The 15580-nt window shown below is 47.2% G+C and carries 22 protein-coding genes; 4 read left to right on the forward strand and 18 right to left on the reverse strand.

The features are described from left to right. Positions 1 to 31 precede the first annotated feature (31 nt). Both NIES2104_RS16480 and NIES2104_RS16485 read right to left on the reverse strand, forming a co-directional pair. The gene (locus NIES2104_RS16480) at positions 32 to 1069 is read right to left on the reverse strand and encodes a DUF4268 domain-containing protein (protein WP_058999384.1); all 1038 of its coding nucleotides are present in this window, start codon (positions 1067 to 1069) and stop codon (positions 32 to 34) included. A 65-nt stretch (positions 1070 to 1134) separates the two neighbouring features. Beyond that, positions 1135 to 1347, reverse strand: a complete 213-nt coding sequence (locus NIES2104_RS16485; protein ID WP_058999385.1) for a DUF4926 domain-containing protein — start codon at positions 1345 to 1347, stop codon at positions 1135 to 1137. 67 nt (positions 1348 to 1414) lie between these two features. On the opposite strand from NIES2104_RS16485, the gene NIES2104_RS16490 reads away from it, so the two are divergent. Next, positions 1415 to 1750 carry a DUF433 domain-containing protein gene (locus NIES2104_RS16490; protein WP_058999386.1) on the forward strand — a complete coding sequence of 112 codons (336 nt, stop codon included), beginning with the start codon at positions 1415 to 1417 and terminating at the stop codon, positions 1748 to 1750. Between the two features lie 64 nt (positions 1751 to 1814). On the opposite strand, the gene NIES2104_RS16495 is transcribed toward NIES2104_RS16490, so the two are convergent. From NIES2104_RS16495 to petG, 5 genes are all read right to left on the reverse strand, one after another. Next, positions 1815 to 2309, reverse strand: a complete 495-nt coding sequence (locus NIES2104_RS16495) for a DUF3368 domain-containing protein (protein ID WP_058999387.1) — start codon at positions 2307 to 2309, stop codon at positions 1815 to 1817. Continuing rightward, positions 2306 to 2554, reverse strand: a complete 249-nt coding sequence (locus NIES2104_RS16500) for a UPF0175 family protein (protein ID WP_059001812.1) — start codon at positions 2552 to 2554, stop codon at positions 2306 to 2308. Before NIES2104_RS16500 ends, NIES2104_RS16495 begins: the two co-directional genes overlap by 4 nt. A 47-nt stretch (positions 2555 to 2601) precedes the next feature. Continuing rightward, complete coding sequence (locus tag NIES2104_RS16505) at positions 2602 to 3414, reverse strand: hypothetical protein (protein ID WP_058999388.1); 813 nt, start codon at positions 3412 to 3414, stop codon at positions 2602 to 2604. A gap of 33 nt (positions 3415 to 3447) precedes the next feature. Next, positions 3448 to 4140 (reverse strand): DUF1361 domain-containing protein, encoded by a 693-nt coding sequence (locus NIES2104_RS16510; RefSeq protein ID WP_072218081.1) that lies wholly within the window; start codon positions 4138 to 4140, stop codon positions 3448 to 3450. Between the two features lie 134 nt (positions 4141 to 4274). Beyond that, positions 4275 to 4388 (reverse strand): cytochrome b6-f complex subunit V, encoded by a 114-nt coding sequence (gene petG, locus NIES2104_RS16515; protein ID WP_017286270.1) that lies wholly within the window; start codon positions 4386 to 4388, stop codon positions 4275 to 4277. 234 nt (positions 4389 to 4622) lie between these two features. Between petG and NIES2104_RS16520 the strand changes: the two genes are divergently transcribed. Continuing rightward, a complete protein-coding gene (locus NIES2104_RS16520; RefSeq protein ID WP_058999389.1) occupies positions 4623 to 4997 on the forward strand; it encodes a cytochrome c in 375 nt (124 codons plus the stop codon). On the opposite strand, the gene NIES2104_RS16525 is transcribed toward NIES2104_RS16520, so the two are convergent. Then, complete coding sequence (locus NIES2104_RS16525; protein ID WP_192843598.1) at positions 4998 to 5882, reverse strand: peptidoglycan-binding protein; 885 nt, start codon at positions 5880 to 5882, stop codon at positions 4998 to 5000. It abuts the gene before it with no gap. A 103-nt stretch (positions 5883 to 5985) separates the two neighbouring features. Between NIES2104_RS16525 and radC the strand changes: the two genes are divergently transcribed. After that, positions 5986 to 6711, forward strand: a complete 726-nt coding sequence (radC, locus tag NIES2104_RS16530) for a DNA repair protein RadC (protein ID WP_058999391.1) — start codon at positions 5986 to 5988, stop codon at positions 6709 to 6711. A 3-nt stretch (positions 6712 to 6714) separates the two neighbouring features. Beyond that, a complete protein-coding gene (locus NIES2104_RS16535) occupies positions 6715 to 7443 on the forward strand; it encodes a class I SAM-dependent methyltransferase (protein WP_058999392.1) in 729 nt (242 codons plus the stop codon). A gap of 73 nt (positions 7444 to 7516) precedes the next feature. On the opposite strand, the gene psaK is transcribed toward NIES2104_RS16535, so the two are convergent. The 10 genes from psaK to NIES2104_RS16575 all read right to left on the reverse strand — a co-directional run bounded on the left by psaK (position 7517) and on the right by NIES2104_RS16575 (position 15552). Beyond that, positions 7517 to 7783 carry a photosystem I reaction center subunit PsaK gene (gene psaK, locus NIES2104_RS16540; RefSeq protein ID WP_059001816.1) on the reverse strand — a complete coding sequence of 89 codons (267 nt, stop codon included), beginning with the start codon at positions 7781 to 7783 and terminating at the stop codon, positions 7517 to 7519. A 215-nt stretch (positions 7784 to 7998) separates the two neighbouring features. Beyond that, on the reverse strand, positions 7999 to 9384 hold the full coding sequence (locus NIES2104_RS16545; RefSeq protein WP_058999393.1) for an Asp-tRNA(Asn)/Glu-tRNA(Gln) amidotransferase GatCAB subunit A: 1386 nt from the start codon (positions 9382 to 9384) through the stop codon (positions 7999 to 8001). After that, on the reverse strand, positions 9381 to 9548 hold the full coding sequence (locus NIES2104_RS30890; protein WP_072218082.1) for a DUF4089 domain-containing protein: 168 nt from the start codon (positions 9546 to 9548) through the stop codon (positions 9381 to 9383). Before NIES2104_RS30890 ends, NIES2104_RS16545 begins: the two co-directional genes overlap by 4 nt. Further along, positions 9541 to 9933: a gamma-glutamylcyclotransferase gene (locus NIES2104_RS16550; protein ID WP_058999394.1), complete on the reverse strand. Its 393-nt coding sequence runs from the start codon at positions 9931 to 9933 to the stop codon at positions 9541 to 9543. The genes NIES2104_RS30890 and NIES2104_RS16550 overlap by 8 nt, the downstream gene beginning before the upstream one ends. A gap of 9 nt (positions 9934 to 9942) precedes the next feature. Then, entirely contained in the window at positions 9943 to 10383 is a 441-nt protein-coding gene (gene aroQ / locus NIES2104_RS16555; RefSeq protein ID WP_058999395.1) for a type II 3-dehydroquinate dehydratase, read from the reverse strand. A gap of 24 nt (positions 10384 to 10407) precedes the next feature. Next, positions 10408 to 10545, reverse strand: coding sequence for a hypothetical protein (locus NIES2104_RS32420; protein ID WP_192843599.1), 138 nt, complete (start codon positions 10543 to 10545; stop codon positions 10408 to 10410). 161 nt (positions 10546 to 10706) lie between these two features. Then, complete coding sequence (locus NIES2104_RS16560; protein ID WP_339375244.1) at positions 10707 to 11969, reverse strand: competence/damage-inducible protein A; 1263 nt, start codon at positions 11967 to 11969, stop codon at positions 10707 to 10709. Continuing rightward, positions 11951 to 12982 carry a glycosyltransferase family 4 protein gene (locus NIES2104_RS16565; RefSeq protein WP_058999397.1) on the reverse strand — a complete coding sequence of 344 codons (1032 nt, stop codon included), beginning with the start codon at positions 12980 to 12982 and terminating at the stop codon, positions 11951 to 11953. The genes NIES2104_RS16560 and NIES2104_RS16565 overlap by 19 nt, the downstream gene beginning before the upstream one ends. Positions 12983 to 13202: 220 nt before the next feature. After that, positions 13203 to 14480 carry a serine hydroxymethyltransferase gene (glyA, locus tag NIES2104_RS16570; protein WP_225895253.1) on the reverse strand — a complete coding sequence of 426 codons (1278 nt, stop codon included), beginning with the start codon at positions 14478 to 14480 and terminating at the stop codon, positions 13203 to 13205. A gap of 193 nt (positions 14481 to 14673) precedes the next feature. Then, a complete protein-coding gene (locus NIES2104_RS16575) occupies positions 14674 to 15552 on the reverse strand; it encodes an Rpn family recombination-promoting nuclease/putative transposase (RefSeq protein ID WP_058999398.1) in 879 nt (292 codons plus the stop codon). Positions 15553 to 15580: the final 28 nt, after the last annotated feature.

A 15580-nucleotide genomic window follows, 5' to 3' on the forward strand; every position in this document is an offset into this window, starting at 1 on the left:
ATTCAAGAGAGCTTTTATATTTCTGAACCTGTTATGGCTCCTCAGTATCAGAAGATGAAGAAATTAAGCTTAAACCACTGAGGTCGAGTTGTTGCACTCGCTTAGCAAAGACAGAATGGAGCTTATCAAGTTTTTCAACTAGCCATTGATGTTGATTTTTCCAGTCGTCACGATCGCCCAACTTAACAGAAGTTCTGATGTAAATTCGGCAGCTTTTCCGATCAGGTTGACTATCCCAAATCAAAGCTTCACCAAATTCACGTTCGATTTCGGATTGTTGTTGTTTAAGCAAGGAAAAGCAGGCTTTCGAGGCTTTATTTTGAATATTTAATTCGGCGCGGGTTTCATTACTGTTGTAGTTTTGAGTTTCAGAATTCCAGGTTGACGCGATCGCAACTAAGATAAAGCCACTACGCCCCAAAGCAATATTCATCCAGTGCTGGTAGAGCGGTTTAGTAGGTTTGATAAATTGAGCGTTTTCTAGAGCATATTCGCGGAAGACAGTCCAGTATTCGTATTGAAGTTTTTTGGCTTCGGTTTGCTCAACTGTCTGTAAACTCTTTGCGGCTCCGGTAATCGTTTTGCTCCAATTATTCGGTTTACTAACCATGTTGAATTTTGGCGCGATCGCAGATGTCCCAATCCGCCAGAGTTCAATCTCAAGTCCAAAAAAGTTAAAATCTTCGTTTGTAATTTCGTTGAGCCAGTCCAGTGTGGCGCGATGTTCATCAGTGAAACGAGCGGCGATCCAAACGATCGTTACTGCGTTCAGTCCGGCTGCATAAGTGAGAAGCTGTCCAAGATGAATATGATCAGTCCGTTCTAATTGGTTTTCGATGAGAACCCATTGATCATTTGCAGTGTCCTTGCAAAGGATGTCAGCCCGAAAAGGACCTACTTCTTTTTCCTGAGCCTCAATTTCTAAATCTAAACCAATAGTGTCGCCTAGAAGTTGAATGTTCTCAGCTTCCGCAAGCCAAGGGGTGAAGTCAATAGCTTCTTTCTCCCAATAGGAGCGGAGATCAACTTTCTCTAAGCGTCCAAGGGGCAATTTAACTGCAATGTTCATAGAGATATACGGAAGGCTCTGATATCTTTTAACACATCTATTCAGAGTTTTACCCGTAGAAATTATTAGAATGCTGTTTGAGAAAGCGATCGGTAATGAAGCTGCATCACTTGATCTGCATTCAAAGTCTCTACCGCATAGGTTTTTCCTTGCAAATCAACGAATTCAACTTCAAAGGTATCAGAATCATATGCTTCTACGATCATTCCAACTTGCCCTTTGTAGATACTCTGTTTTGGTAAATCTTTGGTGAGTGCAACAACGTCTAAAAGCTTCATGGTTTTAATTATGCTTGCGAAACAAGATTAAGATAAGAGCAAATAGCGACGGCAGGGAGTTTTAACGATGCGACTCAAAGACTATTTCAACTTTCTAGCCCCGAATGACATCCGCATCCAAGGCACACGCATCGGCATCGAAACGATTCTCTACGAGTACATTTACAAATCCCGAACGGCTGAAGAAATTCAGCAAACCTACTTTGCTCTGACACTAGAGCAAGTCTACGCCACGATTCTCTACTACCATCACGCCAAAGAAACCGTAAGTCAATATATGGCGGACTGGCTCGAATTCAGTCACCAGCAACGCACAGCACAACAACTCAACCCTCCCGCAGCCGCAGCAAGACTAGAGAAACTTCGGCAAGAACGAGAAGTTAATGCGCGCTATTTCGCATAACCCATTTCTTTCAGAAATCTCCGCAGGCTGTCGAGGAACTCTTCTCGATCGCTTTTCCACTTGATCACGCTTCACCAACAATCTCTAAAATCTGGCTGTACAAAGCCGAAGATACTCTAAACTCCGATGTATCAATCAAAGCATCCATCAAGGGTTTAACAGCAGAAATCAGATTTTTCTGCTTTGCCTCAACCAAAATACCAAGCAGACCAGTAATTCTCACCCCTAAACGGTTTGCCTCTGCTCTGCCGCGACGCTCATCAATTAGAAGTAAATCTGCATTGAGTTCCAAGGCAAGGGCAATTGCTTCCGACTCTCCAGGATCTAACCGCACCTCGCTTTGAAGACGCTTGACAACTTCGACTGTCGTCACTTGACGAACATCAATCCAGGAAACAGATTGAACTTCTAGAGTTCCTGGGACAGGTGGATCAACTTCTGTAAGTTCACGATAAACGGCTTCGGGGATAATCACTCGATCGTAAAGTTGAGGCAAAAGATGCAGATGCTGAATTGCTGCTAGATTTGTGATGGCTGACGTATCACTGATAACGATCACAGCCGTCCCAACTCCCGCAAGTTTTTCAAATCTAATTCAAAATCCTCAACATCATAGGAGTAAAGAGGAACATTGTGTTTTTTAAGCAAATTGCGGAACTCTACGGTTGTCATCTCAGCTAACCGACTCGCATACCCCAACGATAACCGCCCAGTTTGAAACAGATGAATTGCTATTTCTTGACGAAACTCATTCGGGCTAAGCTGAGCGGCTTGCAAGATTTCCTCAGAAATAACGACGCTCATCGCGGCTACCTCAATGACAATAATCTCAGCGTAGCCGATTCCCAGCACTACTGCGCGTAGCCCGTTTCCTTCAGGAATTTCCGCAGGCTGCCAAAGAACTCTTCTCGATCGCTTTCTTGATAAGCCTCTCGTAACCGATTCCATCCATCTTCTTGCTGACCCAGCAGATATTTATCCGCCAAATAAGCCGCCAAAACACCCTTCACTTCAGCATCTTCTTCAGTTCGGATCTTCTGATAATGCTGCCACAGTTGATACGCATTGCTGTAGATCTCTTTTGAATATTGCCGTGTGACATCGATCAGTTTGCCATTCTCAAGCCGCCAAATTTGAGTTGGAAATGCTGAAGCAGCATAGCTTGTAAATGCGTAGGCAAAACGATCGTCAGCACTGTAAAACTCAGATTTGCCATCACGATCGAGATCCCGCAGTTGATAGCCCAAATTTCCCCAGAATGCACGCGACTCCACGTATTGTTTTTGGTCGCGATCGTATTCGTAAATCAGCGAATATCGACAGCAATGCGCTCCGCCTGTGTACATATCCGCGATCACTTCCGGGTTTTTGTCACCATCCAAATCGCGAACGACGAAACCGAGATTATCGTCAAACTCGATCAAAGGTCGATCGTATTCATTGATCGTTGGTGCTTGATCAAACGCCGATTGACTGTCTCTTAGAATTCTGAGCCGCACATTCTTCGTTTGTGGAATGCCATCGGTCAAAAGTTTCTCGTATGACAGTTCAGCCTTCACATTTTCTTGCTGTACAGTCTTCGTGATTTGTTCAGCTTGAACGGGTAAAGCCGCAAATCCTAACACTCCCAAACTCACTAAAGCGATCGCTCGAATGCTCATCATCGCAGTAAATCCATCACTGGATTTAACTACAGATTAGGAATTGGGAATTACGAAATCTTGTCGGTTTTTCGGGCGAAATTTCCAGTAGTCGGAAAGCGCAAAATGAACGGGTTTTAAGAGTGCGTGAAGGACGGTGAGAATGAGAAATGTAATTGCGATCGTCATCAGTGAATCTCTCGCAAACACTCCCTCAAATACACTACTTACGACATCGTTCCAATGCGTCAGGAGGTTCCAACTGTTGAAGCGGAGAAAGCGACCGAGATAAATGCCGATCGCACTTAATCCATGCAAAGTTAATTCAGTTGCAAAAACGTATCGTCTCAATCCTTGCTGTTTCAAGTAATGTCCCACATTCAGCAGTGACATCACATACGCCTCAAATCCAGCAGCAAGGAATAGAAAAAATAGCGGCACATAAACGAGTGCAACCGTCCAGACAGAGGCACCATCCCGCACCCACCGCACAAAATGAATAATGTCTGTAAGAATGTAAGGCGCATTCGGCAAGAACGCGACGAAGATTGCAACACCAAGCCACCAGAGCGGAGAACGATGGCGATTCAACGTTACAGTCGAATTTCCGAATTGCAGACGGCGGAAGAGGAACACGCTCAGAACGAAAGGCACGATCGCTAAAAATAAATTCCAGCCCATCCAGTCAGCATTGTGATACACGGTACGAAGCGCGTCGGCGATCAGAGATTTGAGCGAAAAATCCACCATCTGAAATGACTCCTCTCGATTATGAGTACTTTCTATTGCAAATCTAATCGCCCCGTTTGTCTTCTGTATGACATTGGCACAAAAAATAACCCCAGAAAGAAAACTCTCTGGGGTAGTTCGTAAGCTGGAAAAACTTAGAGGTTCAGTTGATTTCCGCGACGGTATTGGGTGTAAGCGGCAACAAACAGACCCGCTAAGGTAACGGGCACCAGTCCCAAAACAATGCCTAGCAAAATTGGCTCGACCATGTTTAATTCTCCTCGGTTTGTAAGATTTTGAAACTTAAATCATGAAGGTATCGTTATCTAATATCTTAGCTGTTCTTGTCCATTCCTCATCGAGCAACGCTGATGACACGGTGAATTACAGCAATTTTCTTGGCAAGATCACGAAATTTTCTTCGGCAGGAGTTGTCGAAATTTGTTAAAGTCTGTTTAGTATATGAGTGAACAAATTTTACAGTCCTTTCATAGAAGCCTCTTTTGAACCAGCAGCTTGTTAAATCTGAAGGGTCGCTCCAAAAATTGCTCACGATCGCGCTTGTTGTCTGTTTTGCGATCGTGTTGTCTGTTCTTGGCGTGAATCAATTTCATCGCACTGATCCCTATGTGCAAGAGGTTCTCTCACTCACCGGGGATTCAGTCCAAGGTCATGCTATTTTTCAGATTAACTGTGCAGGGTGTCATGGAATCATGGCAGACGGCAAAGTCGGACCGAGTTTGAAAAATGTTTCTAGCCGCAAATCGCACGTTCGACTGATCGAGCAAGTCATCAGCGGACAAACGCCGCCGATGCCGAAATTTCAGCCGAGTCCGCAGGAGATGGCTGATTTGCTGGAATACCTGGAAAGTTTGTAGTTAGCCTCTTGGTCTTCGAGCTTCGGTATCGATGCGACTCCGAACGGCGAGATCTGCAATTCCATTGACTCGTAATCCGTAGCGAGATTGGAACTGTCTCACGGCAGTTCTGGTGGCTTCATCGTAGTACTGTGCGATCGCAAAGTTACTTCTCAGAATCACCCTCAAATTGTTTCGCAGATTTCGCATCACGCTAGAGAACTTCTCTTCGGTGGCACGATCGATCGCTCCCGTTTCTGAGAGTCCATAGATTCGCTGAAGATCCCGAATCGCGCGAACCGTTGGCGGATCGCTTAATGAAGCTTGTGGATTGATGTCATAACCAAATCCGGTCAGAATTGCTTTGATTTGAGCCTCAGAGTAGATCGTTAACTGCGATCGAGGCGGATTCGTTACAGGCGAATTTGCAGGATTCGTTGGCTGACGAGGTTCCGCATCACTGAGAATATCGTTTAACCGCTGCCGAGTTTCGAGCGTCGCAATTCCCGTCGCAGGTAAACGATTCTGTTGCTGAAAGAGTTTCACCGCTGCTTCAGTCTGCCTGCCGTAAAACTGCGTCGCGGGAAGTTGAGGAGACGGTTTCAGCGTGCGATTGAGTGCAGATTGAAGCGTTTTAACAATGTCCGCTGCTCGATCTTGAGTCGGATTGTTCAACGTGCCATCCACAGGTAAGCGAAACTGAATTTGAAAATCTCGAATTGCTTGTTGAACACGCGGATCATCAATTCGAGCATCTAGCGGAACGGCGTAACCTAAACCATTGAGAACAGAAACAAACTGTTCGGGTGTATAGTCTTGCGATCGCGCTGCATTCACAGATTGACACAGCACAATACTTACCACACTTCCCCACACCACACTAGACACTAACCTTGCATTCCACATAACCTTTGCCTTTTTATCTGAGAAAATTATCGCTTGTTCTGCACTGTCACGTTGCATTTGCTAGAAGGGATTAATTGAGAAACATCTTTTGATCCGCTGCTTTATGTCATATTCGTTTCGTATCGCTGACTTGCCTGAAAGTGAACGTCCTCGCGAACGCCTCATCGCTCAAGGAGCAAGAACCCTTTCCACCGCCGAACTTTTAGCAATTCTCCTCAGCACTGGGTCAGGAAAGCTTTCAGCCGTGGGATTAGGGCAGTACATCTTACAAGAATTGAGCCAGCATCAGCGTGATCCTTTAAGCGCATTGCGAGAAGTCAACATTGCAGAACTTACCAAAGTTCCGGGAGTGGGAACGGCGAAAGCGACGACGATTATGGCAGCGATCGAGCTTGGTAAACGAGTCTACCAATCGCGCCCACCCGAAAAGACGATCATTGATGATCCGAATGTTGCCGCTGCTGCGTTGAGTCACGAATTGATGTGGCAAACGACCGAGCGATTTGCTGTTTTGATTCTCGATGTGAAAAATCGATTGATTGCCACGCAGGTGATTACGATCGGGACTGCAACCGAAACATTGGCACACCCACGAGAAATTTTTCGGGAGATTATTCGTCAAGGAGGAACGAGAGCGATCGTGGCTCATAATCATCCTTCTGGCAATACAGAACCGAGTGCCGAGGATATTACTTTGACTCATCAACTGCTTGAAGGCGCTCGATTTCTCGGAATTCCGATTTTGGATCACTTAATCCTCGGCAATGGAACACATACCAGTTTGAGACAAACGACTTCGATTTGGAATGAAGTACCGCAAGGCGTTTAAATTATGCAATTCGATACTGAATCGGTTTTTGATCAAGACTACTTGTACTTCTATGCTCATCTCACCCCGGAACGGAACCAGCGAGAAGCAGAATTAGTGAAACAGTTGCTCAAACTTGAACCTGGATCTACGGTGCTTGATCTCGCTTGTGGGCACGGGCGGATTGCGAATCTGTTAGCACAGCACGGTTGCAACGTGACGGGATTAGACATTACGCCATTGTTTCTTGATCTGGCTCGTGAGTCCGCTTCTGAATTGAGTGTTCACGTCAATTATGTGCAGGGAGATATGCGATCGCTGCCTTGGTCAAACCAATTCGATGCCATTTTCAATCTGTTCACCGCTTACGGTTACTTTGATGATGCGGGTAATCATCGAGTGCTAGAGGAAACTTATCGATCGCTGAAACCCGGTGGAAGTCTACTCCTCGATCTGATCAATCGAGATTTTATGTTGAGACAGTTTCAACCCAGTAGCGTCGTGAAACGCGATGACAATTATTTGATTGACCAAACACGATTTGATATCTTAACTGGACAAACTCATACAGAGCGAACCATTATTCGTGATGGACAAATTCGACGAATGCAGTACAGTGTTCGTCATTTTACCTACACTGAAATTCAAAGCTGGCTGATGCAAGCGGGATTTCAACAAGTAGAAGGATACGGAAGCAACGGCGATAATTTGACTTTGGAAAGCCGTCGCATGATTGTTGTAGCACAAAAGTAATCGGTGAAAGATCGCCGCGCACAAGCGACGATAGAAAATTTTGTTCTAGTTTTCTATCGTCGCTCAATTAAGTTTATAGAACGCCCGCGTTGCTGAGTCCAAGAATCACACCTGCACCGAGAACGTGACCAAAGCTCATGGTTCCAAGCAGTTCGGGGACTCCAAACCCTTCAAACAATGCGGGAGATTCGAGCGGCAGTTTCGGTCCGACTCCACGGTTTTTAATGGCAAAACGTCCGATCGCAACTGAAAACAAACAGCACAGCGTCATGGTCAATCCAACCGCAGGCGACCATTCCACGGTTCGGGGCATCGTTGCAAGTAGTGTTGAGTAAAGCAAAGTTTTTCTCCTAGATCTTGCTAAATCGAAACAATTCACAAGATCCATAGATACCTGTTTCCTCAATTCTCTGATCAACATTGTTGAAAGAGTTAACGATCGATGAACGATTCGCTGCATTCTTCAGTCCCCTTTAGTGGACTTCGCACCGTTAGCCCCGAATTCCATTCCGGGGCGGACTCGCAACGAAGCGCAAAACCTTCAGAGCAAAACCTTCACGCCCGATCGACAACCGGAGCCGCGACAATTCCCTTTGCTTCCAATTCCGCCGCCACTCGCAACACCAGCGCTTCTTGATACGGAGCCGCGATAATTTGTATGCCGATCGGTAATCCCGATCGCTTCACCGGAACCGAAATAATCGGCAATCCAATAAACGAGAGCGGCTGTGTGAAAATCCCCAAATTCGGACGCACTAACATTTCTTGCCCGTCTAAAGTCATCATCTGCTGTCCGATTCGAGGTGCAACACAGGGCGTAGAGGGAGCCAGAATAATATCGACTTCCTGAAACACTTCTCGAACCCGATCGCGAAACCATTGTCGAAATCGCTGCGCCTGTAAGTACCAATGTCCGGGTACTAATGCGCCCGCTAGAAGTCGATCGCGCACTGCAAAATCAAAATCCTGCGGGCGCGTCCGTAACTCTTCAAAATGCAGATTTGCGCCTTCGGTTGCAGTGATGATAAATGCTGCTGCTCGTGCCCGTCCTGCTGCGGGTAAGGTGACTCGCTGAGTTGCCCCCAATGCTTGCGCGACTTGTTCGAGTGCGGTGAAAACTTCTGGCTCAGCGCTTTTTGCAAAGTATTCATCGGCGATCGCAATTCTCAATCCCTCACTGCCTTTGGAAAGCTCCGGTAAACAAAATTCGGGCGATCGCTTCGTACAAACTGGATCACTCGGATCGTGTCCCTGCATTACATCAAATAAAAGTGCAATATCACGAACCGATCGAGCAAACGGACCGACATGATCCAAACTGCCAACAAATGGATAAGCCCCCGATCGCGATAATCTTCCGTAAGTCGGCTTCAATCCGAATACACCACAAAAGGAGGACGGTACACGAATCGAGCCATTCGTATCAGAACCGAGGCTAAAAGGAATGAATCCGGCTGCGATCGCGGTTGCCGACCCGCCCGACGATCCACCAGCAACGCGATCGAGATCATGAGGGTTGCGAGTCGCTCCATAATGCGCGTTCTCCGTTGTGAATCCATAGGCAAATTCATCCATATTGAGCGCTCCGACCAAAATCGCGCCCGCTTCCTTTAATCGTTTTACCAGCGTCGCATCTTGAGTGGCTGGAGGCTTTTCAGCGTTAATTTTGGAGCCTGCTAGAGTCGGAATTCCAGCTACGTCAAACAGATCTTTTACAGCAAATGGAACGCCTGCTAAGGCACCCGGATCTTCACCTGCCGCAATTTTTTGATCAATGCGATCGGCATCCTCTAGTGCTGACTCCGATAAAACCGTGGTGAAACAGTTGTAAGTTTGATTTTGCTCAGCAATTTTCGCAAGGGTTGCCGCTGTGGTCGATCGAGCGGAAACTTCTTGATTGCGAACCGCGATCGCAAGTTGAGTCGCATCAGGAATCGTCATGGTTCAAACACCGGAGCAGCTTCAATCTCATTGGGAAGGGGAAATTCTAAAACCACTTGCGCGACCGTGTGAATTCGCTCCAGGTTTGCGACAACTCCTTCGCGGTACTCTGCCGGGATGGGTAATGCGATCGCTTCAGACATGATTTCTACAAAGTCATCCATTTGCCTTTTCCTCGATATAAGCTCTCCAGCCGCCGTACTTCGTAATCTCGATTTGTCCTTCACACAGAAACGGTTCACCGAGTACGCCTAAAACTTCCTCGCCGTCCGCAAGTCGAACTTTTCCGATCGATAATCCGGGTGGCTCTTGCATCAATAATGTCGCTAATCCACTTGCGGGAACTGCCCAGACTTCGACCGCGATCGCAGTTCCGCCTTCTTTGACTTTCAGCATTGCCGGATGTCGATCGCCAATCGACCAGATTCGATAGGCTGGCTCAGTCTTAGTTTCCCGTAAAAACTGGGCATCGATCGCCAATAAATTCGGATTCAATTCTAAGCCGCGCATTAATGTTCCATTAACCGCTAACTTTACCGCACCTTCCATAGAGCCACATCAAGCTTGTCTCAAATAGTTTACAAGTGCATGGAGTCCTAAACGGTAGCTCTCGGCTCCAAATCCGCAAATTTGCCCAATCGCGACGGGGGCAATGTAAGAATGATGTCGAAATTCTTCTCGCTTGTGAATATTGCTGAGGTGTACCTCAACTGTAGGGAGATTCACAGCCGCGATCGCATCTCGAATCGCTACGCTCGTGTGCGTGTATGCGCCCGGATTGATTAAAATCCCTTGGTGTTCACCCATTGCGACCTGGATCGCATCGACCAGAACACCCTCATGATTCGATTGCAGCGTCGAAAGTTCAACCTTTAACGATCGAGCTTCTTGTACTAAACGCTGATTAATTTCTTCCAGCGTAACCACTCCGTAAACTCCTGGTTCTCTTTTACCCAGAAGATTAAGGTTTGGTCCGTGGAGAACCAAAATACTGTCCAATGAATTCGCCCCGCAGCATGTAGATTAGCGGTGACGATCACGCACCGGAATGGGAATCGGGATCATTTCACCCTCTGGCTCTTCTTCAGGACCTAACAGGGTTTCGATCACGCGTCGCGCCCATTCTTTGAGCTTTTCCAATACCTTTTCAATGTAATCCATCGGTCAGACGGCTCCTTTGATAGGGTCTAAACTGTACTAGAGTAACCAATCTAATAAATTGATTCTAGCAGGGAGCTTTTTGAAAACCAATGATCCCCAAGGTGGGGAAATCAGTATTCATTCATCATACCGAAAGACAGATTAAAATCAAGCCACAAAACTTAGAGGTTCCTTAACAATCTTCGTCTAAGTTGATCTAGAGCGCTACAAGCACTGACCTGCCGAATCCAATCGCGCCCACGATCGCCAAATCGATATCGCTGACTGACTGCCCCTTCTGGATTCGCCAATCCAATATAAACGAGTCCAACAGGTTTTTCATCTGAACCGCCTCCGGGACCTGCGACACCTGTAATGCTAATTCCCCAAGTAGTGTTGAGGCGCGATCTTACTCCTGCCGCCATTTGTTCAGCCACGATCGCGCTCACCGCTCCTTGAGTTGCGATCGCGTTCGGATCAACGCCCAAAAGATCCTCTTTCACCGAATTGTCATAAGAGATCACGCCACCCCAGAAGTAAGCCGAACTTCCAGCCACACGAGTCAGCATTTGACCCAATCCGCCACCCGTACAAGATTCCGCTACACTCAGCGTTGATTCTTGATCCATCAAAAGCTGTCCGACTACTGAAGCCAGCGAATCTTCATCGGCTCCATAACAATCAATCCCTGCAATTTCTCTTAAATGCTGTTCGATCGGGGCGATTAATTCCTGAGCCGCTTGATCTGAAGGCGATTTTGCTGAGATTCGGAGTTTCACTTCTCCGTAGTTGGCATAAGGCGCAACAGTTGGATTTTGCAGATCGAAGAACGTTCCGACCTTTTCCGCTAAGGCTGATTCTGAGATTCCCCAAAACCGGAGCGTCCGACTGACGATGATTTCTTTGCCCCATCCTTGCTGTCTGAGATAGGGCACAGCGACTTCATGCCACATATGCTTCATCTCAGTCGGAACACCCGGAAAGGTGAGAATCGTCAAATTTGGGCGAGGTTGCCAAATGATACCGGGAGCGCTTCCCAGTGTGTTGTAGAGAATATCTGCACCTTCGGGAAAGAGGGCTTGCTTGCGGTTATTGTCGGTCATTTGGCGACCGCGTTGAGCAAATTTTGCGGCAATATCCTCAACGATTTCGGGCTTTTCGACTAAAGGAGTTGAGAAAAAATCAGCGATCGTTTCAGTCGTTAAATCATCTGGAGTCGGACCCAAGCCACCCGTAAACACGATTAAATTTGCGCGATCGCTGGCAACTCCAATCGCTTGCTTCAACCGCTCCGGATTGTCCCCCACAACCGTTTGGAAATAATGAGGAATCCCCAATTCCGCAAACTGTTGAGCGAGAAACTGAGCATTCGAGTTCAGAATATTTCCTAATAAAAGCTCAGTTCCGACGCTGATAATTTCCGCATTCATCTTGCTGTCCGCCACACTTGCCAACTGGTCACGCTCAAGACGATCGTAGCAGCGATCGCATATCCGACTCCACTCGGCATTCCCGAAACCGCCATCGCTAAACTTCCCGCCCACAACGTCAGCGAGTAGATAAATAGCACCGCCAAACGCTGAGAAAGTCCCGCTTTCAGCAATCGATGATGTAAATGGCGTTTATCAGCCACGAACGGCGATTTCCCGCGACGTAAGCGATCGACAATCACCGCCGACATATCCAAAATCGGCACCGCCAAAATGACATAAGGCAACAATACCGCAACAGTTGTGACGCTTTTTACTAAACCAATCACGCCCACACCCGCTAGCGTAAACCCAATAAAATACGCGCCCCCATCACCCATAAAAATTTGAGCCGGATTGAAGTTGTAGCGCAAAAATCCGAAAGTTGCACCCGCCAGCGCAGCCGCAAACAAAGCCGCTTGAGGCTGTCCCATAAACAGGCAAGTCCAGAACATCACAAATGCTGCAATTCCTGAAACGCCCGCTGCTAATCCATCGAGTCCATCAATCCAGTTAATCGCGTTCGCCATTCCCACGAGCCAGATCACCGTAATTGGCAAACTTGCCCATTCGGGAAGCGAAACGAGTCCCGCGATCGGATTTGTCAAGAAATCAATCTGAACACCAGACTGCCACGCCAATCCAGCCACAACGAACTGCAAAAGTAATCGAGTTTTGGGTGAAAGGCTAAACAAATCATCTGCAAGTCCGATCAAAAAGAAAGCGATTCCACCGATCGCGACTCCCCACACTTCCGATTCTTTGCCCGGTTTGAGTACTCCAAATCCACCCGTTGACCAAACAATCAATAGAGCCACCACCACACCGATAAACATTGCCACGCCGCCCAGTCTGACCATTGGGCGCTTATGGACTTTGCGATGATTTGGTTTATCGACTAATCCCACTCGCTTACCGAGGCGATTAACGATCGGGGTTGCTACGAGAACAACCAGGAATGAAATCAGAAATGCAGCAAAGAACGGCATCAGAACTCGCAAGTAGGAAGGACAAAAGCTTCAGGCAGAGTGTACTACAGATTCAGCAATCCTCAGCAAAGAATTATGAACGAAATTCCTGGTTTCATTCATATTTTTTTTAGCTCGATCGTCATCTACCCAAAGGCAACAAAAAGAAAGGCACCCGTTCAGGATGCCCTCGTTACGATTATTCAGTGACGCTGCTCTCCATCGGGAGAATCAGCAAAATTTATACCAATGCTGGAACTTGAGCACTGAGATGAGGATAAAGCGGGAAGCGATCGCACAATGCCGCTACCCGACGACGACAATCTTGAGCGACGCTTTCATCTTCAGGATTGAGTAAGCGATCGGCAATGATATTCGCGATTTCGGTGAATTCAACCGTTCCCATACCGCGAGTGGTCATCGCAGGCGATCCAAGTCTCAGCCCACTCGTGACAAACGGCGAAGCTGGATCAAACGGAACGGTGTTTTTATTCGCGGTAATGTTCACGCCGCTAACAAGCTGATCCGCTACTTTTCCGGTCATGTTAATCGATCGCAGATCGACCAGCATCAAGTGATTATCGGTTCCATCAGAAACCAGTTTGAAGCCGCGATTTTGAAGCTGAGTTGCCATCGCTTTCGCGTTTTCGATCACTTGACCCGAATAGGTTTTGAATTCTGGTTTTAGAGCTTCTCCGAATGCGGCAGCTTTTCCAGCGATAACGTGTTCCAAAGGTCCGCCTTGGCTCCCGGGGAACACTGATTTATCTAACTGCTTACCGAGTTCTGCATCGCGAGTCAGAATCAATCCGCCTCTTGGACCCCGCAGCGTTTTGTGAGTCGTCGTAGTCACCACATCGCAATAAGGGATTGGGTTCGGATGATGTCCAGACGCGACCAATCCAGCAATGTGAGCAATATCAGCTAAGAGATAAGCTCCGACTTCATCCGCGATCGCTCTAAATTTCTCAAACTCGATCACACGCGGATAAGCTGAGTACCCACAGATCAAAAGCTTCGGACGATGTTGCAGCGCCAGATCGCGAATTTGGTCAAAATCCAAACGCTCAGTGGTTTGATTGACTCCGTAGTGCTGCACCTTGAACCATTTACCGGAGACGTTTACAGGCGATCCGTGGGTTAGGTGTCCACCGTGAGACAAGTCCATCCCCATGATCGTGTCGCCGGGTTGGAGCAGGGTGAGAAACACTGCAAAATTCGCTTGTGCGCCGGAGTGGGGTTGCACGTTTGCGTGTGCGGCTCCGAACAGTTCTTTAGCGCGATCGATGGCGAGTTGCTCAACGCGATCGACAAATTCACACCCGCCGTAATAGCGTTTTGTCGGCAGACCTTCAGCGTATTTGTTCGTCAGAACCGAGCCTTGAGCTTCCATCACCGCAGGAGACGTAAAGTTCTCGCTGGCAATCAGTTCTAGATGATCTCGCTGGCGTTGCAGTTCTTGTTGCATCATTTCAGCGAGCAGGGGATCGGACTTAGCGAGAAAATCAGAATGCGTCACAGTGCTTCTTCCTTTAAGTTCGTCGATCGGAGTTTCGTAATCAGATTGGCGCAATTGAGTAGAAACGCAATCAAGGGTACAGCACTCTGAGACGACTCAATCACAAATTACGAATGGGGTATCCGGGAGTTTTGATCATAACGCTGTTCGATCGAGACTTTGAGCGCGATCGCTAAACTTTTTGATTAAATCATTAAGGATTAGAATCTAGCCATCTTCTCAAATCATCCAGCCCCAAAAAATTCAACAACGCGATCGCCAATGCCTCTAATTGCTCAGCATTGAGGGCAGAAATTTCCGCGATCGTCCCTTCTGAAAGCGCTCCAAGCTTCTGATTGAGTAGAAGGAGAATCAGCGATCGACGTTCTTCTTCACGTCCTGCCTGAAGTCCTTCTTCACGTCCTGCCTGAAGTCCTTCTTCTCTTGCTTCCTGATAAAACCGCGTTTGTTGAAGTTCAATTCCAAGCATTTGTTCGATTTCCCGTCTTCCTAAATTGGTGAACTTGTAAGCCAGAATCGTTGTGATCATCTCCATGATGCCACGTCTATTTTGAGCGGAAAGCTCAGACTGTTGCACTCGATCGAGCAAATTCCGCGCCGCTTCTACCGCTCGACTTTCAGCGATCGTGGTTAACACCATCAGTGCAATCCCCAACGGGAGAGTTTGAATGTCTCCTAATCGATCGAGATAGATTCGGTAAACGCGGTTCCCATTCAGCAAATCCTCAAACGGGAGAATGTCTCGCTGTTCGGTATTAGCAGAAGGATAAATAATCACAGCTCGCCAATCCGAGAAGCGTACCCGATTGCGATAAAAATACAGAAACGATTCGCCAAATAGCCGTTCGTACAGTTGCTCATCTTTCTGAAATTGCACCTCGCAGAAGTAGACAATTCCAGGCAATTGATTCTCAGGCGGCAGAAACACACCATCAATTTCAAATTTTGGCTTTTTGACTGCAACAGAATCAAATCGATATTCCGCAGCATTGGACGGTGCAGACTCCAAAAACTCAAACAGCAAAGTTGGGGATTGCTGGAACAGGGCATAGAAGATCGAATCGCGGCGCATGGTTTCGGTTCAGAGAGTGAGTCAATTG

It is taken from the genome of Leptolyngbya sp. NIES-2104 (genome assembly GCF_001485215.1).
Classification (GTDB): Bacteria; Cyanobacteriota; Cyanobacteriia; order Leptolyngbyales; family Leptolyngbyaceae; genus Leptolyngbya.

Bases quoted from the DNA above. Each gene is read 5' to 3' on its own strand.
- NIES2104_RS16480 (WP_058999384.1), bottom strand. From the start codon at position 1,069: ATGAACATTGCAGTTAAATTGCCCCTTGGACGCTTAGAGAAAGTTGAT.
- NIES2104_RS16485 (WP_058999385.1), bottom strand. From the start codon at position 1,347: ATGAAGCTTTTAGACGTTGTTGCACTCACCAAAGATTTACCAAAACAG.
- NIES2104_RS16490 (WP_058999386.1), top strand. From the start codon at position 1,415: ATGCGACTCAAAGACTATTTCAACTTTCTAGCCCCGAATGACATCCGC.
- NIES2104_RS16500 (WP_059001812.1), bottom strand. From the start codon at position 2,554: ATGAGCGTCGTTATTTCTGAGGAAATCTTGCAAGCCGCTCAGCTTAGC.
- NIES2104_RS16505 (WP_058999388.1), bottom strand. From the start codon at position 3,414: ATGATGAGCATTCGAGCGATCGCTTTAGTGAGTTTGGGAGTGTTAGGA.
- NIES2104_RS16510 (WP_072218081.1), bottom strand. From the start codon at position 4,140: ATGGTGGATTTTTCGCTCAAATCTCTGATCGCCGACGCGCTTCGTACC.
- petG (WP_017286270.1), bottom strand. From the start codon at position 4,388: ATGGTCGAGCCAATTTTGCTAGGCATTGTTTTGGGACTGGTGCCCGTT.
- NIES2104_RS16525 (WP_192843598.1), bottom strand. From the start codon at position 5,882: ATGTGGAATGCAAGGTTAGTGTCTAGTGTGGTGTGGGGAAGTGTGGTA.
- radC (WP_058999391.1), top strand. From the start codon at position 5,986: ATGTCATATTCGTTTCGTATCGCTGACTTGCCTGAAAGTGAACGTCCT.
- NIES2104_RS16535 (WP_058999392.1), top strand. From the start codon at position 6,715: ATGCAATTCGATACTGAATCGGTTTTTGATCAAGACTACTTGTACTTC.
- NIES2104_RS16545 (WP_058999393.1), bottom strand. From the start codon at position 9,384: ATGACGATTCCTGATGCGACTCAACTTGCGATCGCGGTTCGCAATCAA.
- NIES2104_RS30890 (WP_072218082.1), bottom strand. From the start codon at position 9,548: ATGGATGACTTTGTAGAAATCATGTCTGAAGCGATCGCATTACCCATC.
- NIES2104_RS16550 (WP_058999394.1), bottom strand. From the start codon at position 9,933: ATGGAAGGTGCGGTAAAGTTAGCGGTTAATGGAACATTAATGCGCGGC.
- NIES2104_RS32420 (WP_192843599.1), bottom strand. From the start codon at position 10,545: ATGGATTACATTGAAAAGGTATTGGAAAAGCTCAAAGAATGGGCGCGA.
- NIES2104_RS16565 (WP_058999397.1), bottom strand. From the start codon at position 12,982: ATGCCGTTCTTTGCTGCATTTCTGATTTCATTCCTGGTTGTTCTCGTA.
- NIES2104_RS16575 (WP_058999398.1), bottom strand. From the start codon at position 15,552: ATGCGCCGCGATTCGATCTTCTATGCCCTGTTCCAGCAATCCCCAACT.